Annotated in this window: 6 protein-coding genes; 1 reads left to right on the forward strand and 5 read right to left on the reverse strand. The window is 66.1% G+C overall.

The genetic code is table 11. The features are described from left to right. From GTP44_RS27580 to GTP44_RS17460, 5 genes are all read right to left on the reverse strand, one after another. Complete coding sequence (locus tag GTP44_RS27580; protein ID WP_229256959.1) at positions 1 to 294, reverse strand: hypothetical protein; 294 nt, start codon at positions 292 to 294, stop codon at positions 1 to 3. Beyond that, the gene (locus GTP44_RS17445; protein ID WP_229256960.1) at positions 291 to 1850 is read right to left on the reverse strand and encodes a PepSY-associated TM helix domain-containing protein; all 1560 of its coding nucleotides are present in this window, start codon (positions 1848 to 1850) and stop codon (positions 291 to 293) included. The genes GTP44_RS27580 and GTP44_RS17445 overlap by 4 nt, the downstream gene beginning before the upstream one ends. A gap of 5 nt (positions 1851 to 1855) precedes the next feature. Then, entirely contained in the window at positions 1856 to 4261 is a 2406-nt protein-coding gene (locus tag GTP44_RS17450; protein ID WP_161020445.1) for a TonB-dependent siderophore receptor, read from the reverse strand. 67 nt (positions 4262 to 4328) lie between these two features. Then, positions 4329 to 5303, reverse strand: coding sequence for a FecR domain-containing protein (locus GTP44_RS17455; RefSeq protein ID WP_371867247.1), 975 nt, complete (start codon positions 5301 to 5303; stop codon positions 4329 to 4331). A 4-nt stretch (positions 5304 to 5307) separates the two neighbouring features. After that, positions 5308 to 5802: a sigma-70 family RNA polymerase sigma factor gene (locus tag GTP44_RS17460; protein WP_161020447.1), complete on the reverse strand. Its 495-nt coding sequence runs from the start codon at positions 5800 to 5802 to the stop codon at positions 5308 to 5310. A gap of 163 nt (positions 5803 to 5965) precedes the next feature. Between GTP44_RS17460 and GTP44_RS17465 the strand changes: the two genes are divergently transcribed. Continuing rightward, complete coding sequence (locus GTP44_RS17465) at positions 5966 to 7507, forward strand: methyl-accepting chemotaxis protein (RefSeq protein ID WP_161020448.1); 1542 nt, start codon at positions 5966 to 5968, stop codon at positions 7505 to 7507. The last annotated feature ends 79 nt before the right edge of the window (positions 7508 to 7586 follow it).

Here is a 7586-nt window from a genome sequence, read left to right on the forward strand (position 1 = left end):
TCATGCGGCGGCGGGAGGCGACCATGGGTTGCCGCCCGCCGCCCATAACAGCGCGGCGGTCAGACATAGCGCCGCTGCCAGCACCAGCCACACCCTGCCCGCGGAGACGGGCGAAAAAGCCCACACAAACCAGGCGGCATGCACGACAAAACCGAGCATGGAGCCGATCACCACGCCGTCCGCCAGCGTCAGACCGAACGCCAGCGGCAACGCAAACGCCAGCAGCGCCGCGCACAGCGACGCCAGCGCATAACCACCCAGCACCGCGGCCAATAAGCGAGCCACCATCTTCATGACGTCCGCCCCTTGCGCGCGATGACGATCATCAATGCGCCGCAGCTCAGCGCCACCAGCTCCACGCCGGCCGCTTGCCAGTCGCCGCGCAGCGCGTAACGTCCCAGATGCTGGCCTGTCGTGACGAAGTTCAGCAACGGCAGACCAAGACAAAGCAGCGCGGCCAGCGACCATTGCTCGCGCCATGCGGTGGCACGCGGACGCAGCGCCGCATGCGCCAGCGTCGCCAGCCAGACCAGCAGAAAAATCCGCACTTCCCAAACACCCCGTTCCGCCAGCGCGACCGGCAACAGCCGGTTGCCGTAAAAGTAGGCGATGCACGCCAGCGCGCAGCCGCTGATGGAGGCGATGTTCAGCGCCTCAATACAACGGTAGACGCGCGCCGTCGCCGCGCCAAACTCGCCGCCGCTCTTCTGCCGCCGCTTGACCAGATAGAGGATGGTGCCGGTGGCCATCAGCGCGGTGCCGGCCATTCCACTGAGGAAGTACAGCCAGCGTATGGTCCAGCCACCAAAACGGGCGAAATGCAGATGCTCGACCACGCTGTGCGTCGCGTGGCCGACGGATTGATGCGCGTGTGGGTCGGGCTTGCGCACCTGTAGCAGCGCGCCGGTGGCGCCATCGAACAGCACAGCGGCGCGCTGATTGCGTATGCTGCCGCTGGTGCTGCCATCCGGTTCGCTGCCGAGCATGCGCAGCACCATGCTGCTGTCGCCTGGATGTTCGAGCAGCAGCATCTGCATCTCGCTGCCGGTCAGGTCGCGGGCCTGACGCAGCAACGGCGCGATATGCGGCACGGCCGCAGGCACACCGCTGCGCTCGCGCCGGGGCGACGCGGGTTCCTCCGACAGCGCCTGCTGGAAGCGCTCATACGCGCCATCGTCGGCGCCATACGCGATCCGCAACGGCAGCGGCATGTAACTGGAATAGAAGATCGCCAGCCCGGTCAGCGTGATCATGAACAGGAACGGCAGCGCCAGCACGCCGCACGCATTGTGCGCGTCCAGCCACGAACGCTGGCCTTTATTGGGCCGGAAGGTAAAGAAGTCGCTGAAGATGCGTTTGTGGACGATCACGCCGGACACCAGCGCCACCAGCATCCCCATCGACACCACGCCGACGATCCAGAAGCCGGTCAGCCCCGCCTGCAGCGAATAGTGGAACACCATGAAATGGCGACCGCCGTCGGTGTCGCGGCCCCAGGGCCGCGGCAGCAGCGCGCCGCTGGCGGGGTCCATGGCGCGCTGCTGTTCGCCGGCCGCGTCGGACCAGAACAGCCGCAGCGCCTCGCCCGGCCGCTGCGGCAGATCGACGCGCCAGCGCTGCGCTGCGGCGGCGTGACGGCCCAGATAGTCGAAGGCGCGCGACGCCGCATGCTCGCTGGACACCGGCTGCGCCGACGTGGCCAGCGTGGGCGTGGCCCGCATCCAGTGGGTGATCGGCTCGCGGAACACGCTCAAGGTGCCGGTCATGAAAATCGCGCACAGCAGCCAGCCGGTGATCAGACCGGCCCAGGTGTGCAACCAGCCCATGGCGGGGCGCCAGTTGTCGCGCATGTGGCTTACAGCGCGGCGCGCAGCATCAGGCTAACGCTGCGCGGCTCGCCGAAGTAGTTACCGCGACGCAGAGAACCCAGCATCGAATAATAGCGCTTGTCAAACAGATTGTTGACGTTGAGCTGCGCAGTCCATTTGCTGTTGATGCGATAGGACCCATTCAAATCCCACACGGCGCGCCCGCCCTCGCCCATGGTCACGCTGCCGTCATCGGGCGCCGGGAAAGCGTAGTGGCTCTGCGCCTGCACGCCGGCGCCCAACGTCAACGCCTGCAAGGCGCCGGACAGACGGTAGCTGGTCGAGGCCTTGAACAGGTGGCGCGGCGTTTCGGAACTGATGCTGGCGCCGGCGTCGTCACGGCTGGTGACGAAGGTATAGCCGGCCATCAGTTGCCAGCCTGGCGCCACCTCGCCGCTCGCCTCCAGTTCAACACCCTTGCTGCGCAGCGTGCTGCCGTTGCGGTAGCAATCGGTGCTGGCCAGCGAGGTTGGGCACATGCCGAGGCTCTGCTCATCCAGCACCGCCAGGTCGTCCTTGCGGATCTGGAACACGGCGGCCGATAAATTCAGACGTCCCTCATACAATTCGCCTTTGAGACCGGCCTCGTAGTTGGCGCCGATGGCAGGTTTCAGCGGCGCCCCATTGGCGCTACGATAGCCACTCTGCACCTGGAAGGTGTCGGCATAGCTGGCGTACAGCGACCATTGCGGATTGAGGTCATAGATCAGGCCAGCGTATGGGGTGAACTGGTGATTCTCGCGATTGTCGGCCAGCTTGCCGCCGCCGATCGCATCGGTCTCCTGATAATCCATCCAGCTTACACGCCCACCCAGCAGCAGATGCAGTGGCCGCGCCAGCTCCAGCCGCGCGCTGGCGTACACGCCGTAGCGCTGATCGTTCGACCACGCGTCGACGCCCCAGTCCGGGCGCGCCGGCCGCGCCACCGCCTGGTGATTGACATTGAAGATGTTGACCGGCAGCGCGCTGTCAACGCTCGTGTCGCGCGTGCGCTGGTACTGTTTGGACCAGTTGAAGCCCGCCATCACCTCGTGCGTGCCGCCCAGCGCCTGAACGCTGCCCGTCAGGCTGGCGTCCACGCCCTTGCTCTCCACCTCGATATCGCGGAAGTACAGGCTATACAGCAAAGGGCCGCTGAGGGTGAGCGGATCGACCATGCCACGGGTGATGGCCACCTGCTGCGAGAACGCGCCCTTGTTGTAGTTGGCCGCGGCGCGCGCTTTCCAGCCGCCGCCGAAGCGATGCTCCAGTTCCGCGAACAGATTGCTACCGTTGACGTCATGCAGATTCCAGTCCTGCGCCAGCGACGTCGAACGCGCGACATCGAGCGCATTGCCGTCGCTGTAGCGCGGCAGGCCGAACACGGTGTAGCCATGGATCTTGTTTTCCTGGCGGCGGCCGCCCAAGGTCAGCGTGGTGTCGCGCCCCAGGTCCGCCTCCAGCACACCGTACAGCAGCCCCTCCCTGGCATGCGTCACGTCCTGAAAGGTGTGCTTGTCCTGATACGCCGCCACCACGCGGCCGCGCAGCGTGCCCGCCTCGTTGAGCGGCTTGCCGGCGTCGATCTCGGCGCGGTAGTTGCTCCACGAGGCCGCGCTCAGATTCAGATCGGCATGCGCCTCGGCGCGTGGGCGCTTGCGCACCAGGTTGACGACGCCACTGGGATCGCCGGCGCCGACGATCAGGCCCGCTGCGCCGCGCAGAATCTCCACCCGGTCGTAGATCGCCATATCGGTCGGCATGGTGCTGGTGTCGTCATATTCGGAGCCGGGCACGCCGTCCTTGAGGTAGGCGTTCATGGCAAAGCCGCGCACCGTGAAGGTGTGCGAGCCGAAGTTGCGCTGCGAGCGCGTGGCGCCGGTGGCTTGCGCCATCACTTCATCCAGCGACACCAGGTTGCGGTCGTCCATGAATTGGCGGGTGATTACGCTGACCGATTGCGGCGTTTCGCGCAGCGACTGCTCCATCTTGCCGATGGTGGTGGCGCGGCCGGTGTAGGAGCCGGTGTTCTCGGTGGTGGCGCCCTGCGCCTGCGCCGTCACCTGCACCATCGGCAGGGCCACGGCGCTGTCGTCCGGCGCGGCGGCGGCCACCACGTAAGCGCCGCTGGCCTGCCGCGTCGCCGCCAGGCCGGTGCCCTTGAGCAGAGCGGCCAGACCGGAAGCTGCGGTGTGCACGCCGCTCACGCCGGGGCTCTGCAAGCCTTGCGTGGCCTGGGTTGAAAACGACAGCATGATGCCGGCCTCGCGGCCGAAGCGGTTCAAGGCCCCGCTCAGCGGGCCGGCCGGAATGGCGAACTGGCGCAAATCATCCTGGGCCCGGGCCTGGAGCGGCAAGGTCGCGGCGGCGGCCAGCGCCAGTGGAACGATCAATGCGTGTCGTGCGTGATGCATGTGTGCTTCCCCGAAAAATGAATAAATTGCTGCTTTTATCCATTGCCCCGCAAGTCGCAAAAACAGCTCACTTTTTCTCAATTTTTTTTAGAGAGACCGTTGTCCAGTAGCGCGTGTAGTGATCCACGGTGACCGGCAGCGTGGTTTGCAGCAGCGCCAGCACGCGGTCGGCGTCGGCCAGCGGATAAGTGCCGCTCACGGTCAAATGCGCGGCGTCGGGCGCGCAATACAGCCGGCCCTCGCGATAGCGGTCCAGCGCCTCCAGGAACACCGGCAGCGGCATATCCTGCGCAACGAGCATGCCGTCCACCCAGGCGCTGGCGGCATCGTCGGCAGGTTGCGGCGGATCGACGACAACGCTGCTGTAGCTGGCCTGCTGGCCGGCCTCGATCCGGCGCGGCTGACCGGCGCGGGCCGGGCGCAGCTCGACCGCGCCCTCAAAAACCGTCACCGCGCTGTGGTCCGCGAGCTGCCGGACCAGATAGCGGGTGCCCAGCGCGCGCGCATTGCCCTGCTCCGTGTCGACCGAGAACGGCCTCCCCTGCGGATCGCGCGCGGTGGTTACCAGAATCTCACCGCGCAGCAGCTGCAGCCGGCGCGCCCCGGCGGTGTAGCGGACATTCAACGCGCTGCCGGCGTTCATTTGCACCTCGGTGCCATCCTCCAGCGCCAGCGTGGCGCGTTCGCCGACACCAGTGACATGATCGGCCGACCAGGCGCGCCACGGCGTCTGCGCCGTCAGCCAACCAGCGCCGCCAACGCCGATCAGCAACGCCAGCGTTTTCAGCGCCTTGCGCCGGGCGGCGGACGATGGCGCCTGCAAGGCCGCCTGGGCAATATGCGGCGGCAGCGACTGCAGCGTGTCGCCGAACGCCGCCACCCGCGCCCACGCCTGCGCATGCGTCGGGTCGGCATCGCGCCATTGCCGCCAGCGGCGGTGCGTGTCCTCGTCCGCCGTCGCCGACTGCAATTCAACCAGCCAGGTCACCGCCTGCTCACGCACCGAGAGCGGAATCGCCGATGATGGAGTAAGGCCGCTCACGGCGTCAATCGGCAAAGCAGCAAAGCAGCATCGCCTTGGCGATGTAGCGCTTGACCGTCGCCAGCGACACGCCCAGCCGCGCGGCGATCTCCTCCTGGCCCACGCCATCGAGCTGCGACAGCAGGAAAGCCTGCCGCACCGGCGCCGGCAAAGTAGCGAGCAGCGCGTCGATCCGCACCAGCGTCTCCAGCACGATGGCGCGCTCCTCCAACGACATGCCATGCGGCTCGGGCCAGGCGGCCAGCGCCTCCTCATAAGCCAGTTCGATATCGCGGCGACGATAGAAATTGGCCACCATGCCTTGGGCGATGGTGGTCAGCAGCGCGCGCGGTTCGCGGATCGTGTCGTCGCGCGCCAGCACCCGCACAAACGTGTCGTGGGCGAGATCGGCCGCATCCGAGGCGCTGCCGAGCCGATTTCGCAACCACGACTGCAACCAGTGATGGTGATCGTGATAAATGGTTGCGACCTGCGCATGATGAAGGGTAACGGCCGGCATGACTAATTGAGGAATGAGAATTATTCTCAATAATATCCCGACTTGCAAGGTGGAGGCAAGGTTTCCATGGCGTTCCCTCAGAACAACACCCTGCGGCCACTAATTTTCCGCAATGCACCATGGGAGCTATACTGGTTCCAGATCAACGATGAAGAGTGTGGACATGAATTTCTCGAATCTCAAAATCGGCATGCGTCTTGGCGTGGCGTTCGGCGCGGTGCTGATCCTGATGGCGATCCTGATCGGGATCGGCTTGCAGCGGCTTAGCAGCATCAGCGCCATGAACGACACCATCATCGACACCGACTGGGTCAAGGCCGAAGCGGCGGCCAACGTCAGCACCACCACCCGCGCCAACGCCGCGCTCACGCTCGAAATGTTCACCACCGAAGACGCCAGCCGCCTGGCCGCCATCAAGAGCGAGATGGATACCAACAAGCAAACCATCACCGCCGCGCTGCAAACACTGGAGCGCCTGGTCACGCGGCCGGCCGGCAAGGAACTGCTGGCGCGCATCGGCGGCGAGCGCAAAGCCTACGTGGCTTCCTTCACACAGGTCGGCAAGCTGCTCGCCGGCGGCAAGCGTGACGAAGCCCTGGTCTTCCTGCGCGCCGACATGCTGCCCAAATTGAACAAGCTGCAGGAAAGCGTCCACCAGCTGAACGCGCTGCAGAAAACCGTGGTCAACGAAAACGGCGCGGCGGTCAAGCACGACATCTCGATGGCGCGGCAGATGATGGCGTGGCTGGGCGTGGCGGCGCTGGCGCTGGGGCTGGCGTTCGCGTGGCGCGTGACGCGCTCCATCACCGATCCCATCAGCGACGCGCTGCAAGTGGCGCGCGCCGTCGCCGCCGGCGACCTCACCCACAACATCAACACCACGCGGCGCGACGAAATGGGCCAGTTGCTGGTCGCGATGGCGCAGATGAGCGCCAACCTGTCGACCATCGTCGGCCGGGTGCGCAGCGGCACCGGCGCCATCAACACCGCCTCGGCGGAAATCGCCAGCGGCAATATGGACCTGTCGTCGCGCACCGAGCAGCAAGCCAGCTCGCTGGAGGAAACCGCCGCCTCGATGGAAGAGCTGACCAGCACCGTCAAGCAGAATGCCGCCAACGCGCACCAAGCCAACCAGCTGGCGCAAAGCGCCACCGCCGTGGCCGAGCGTGGCGGCGCCGTGGTGGCGCAGGTGGTGGATACCATGAACGCCATCAACGACTCGTCGCGCAAGATCGTCGACATCATCAGCGTCATCGACGGCATCGCCTTCCAGACCAACATCCTCGCGCTGAACGCGGCGGTGGAAGCGGCGCGCGCCGGCGAACAAGGGCGCGGCTTCGCCGTGGTGGCGTCCGAAGTACGCACGCTGGCACAGCGTTCGGCCAGCGCCGCCAAGGAAATCAAACAACTGATCGACGACTCGGTCGACAAGGTGGCCAGCGGCGCGCAGCTGGTCGACCTGGCCGGCAACACGATGAGCGAAGTGCAGGACAGCGTGCGCAAGGTGACCGCCATCGTCGAAGAAATAACGCTGGCCAACCACGAGCAAAGCAGCGGCATCGAGCAGATCAACATCGCCATCAGCCAGATGGACCAGGTAACGCAGCAGAACGCCGCGCTGGTCGAACAAGCGGCCGCCGCCGCCGCCGCGATGCAAGACCAGGCCGGCGAACTGAGCGCCGTCGTCAGCCAGTTCCGCCTATAAAAAACGGTGTCAGGTCTGACATTCGCACACGGGCTCAACTGCTCCGCAGTTGAGCCCGTGTGCGAATGTCAGACCTGAC

The sequence above is a fragment of the Duganella lactea genome (assembly GCF_009857505.1).
GTDB lineage: Bacteria > Pseudomonadota > Gammaproteobacteria > Burkholderiales > Burkholderiaceae_D > Rugamonas > Rugamonas lactea.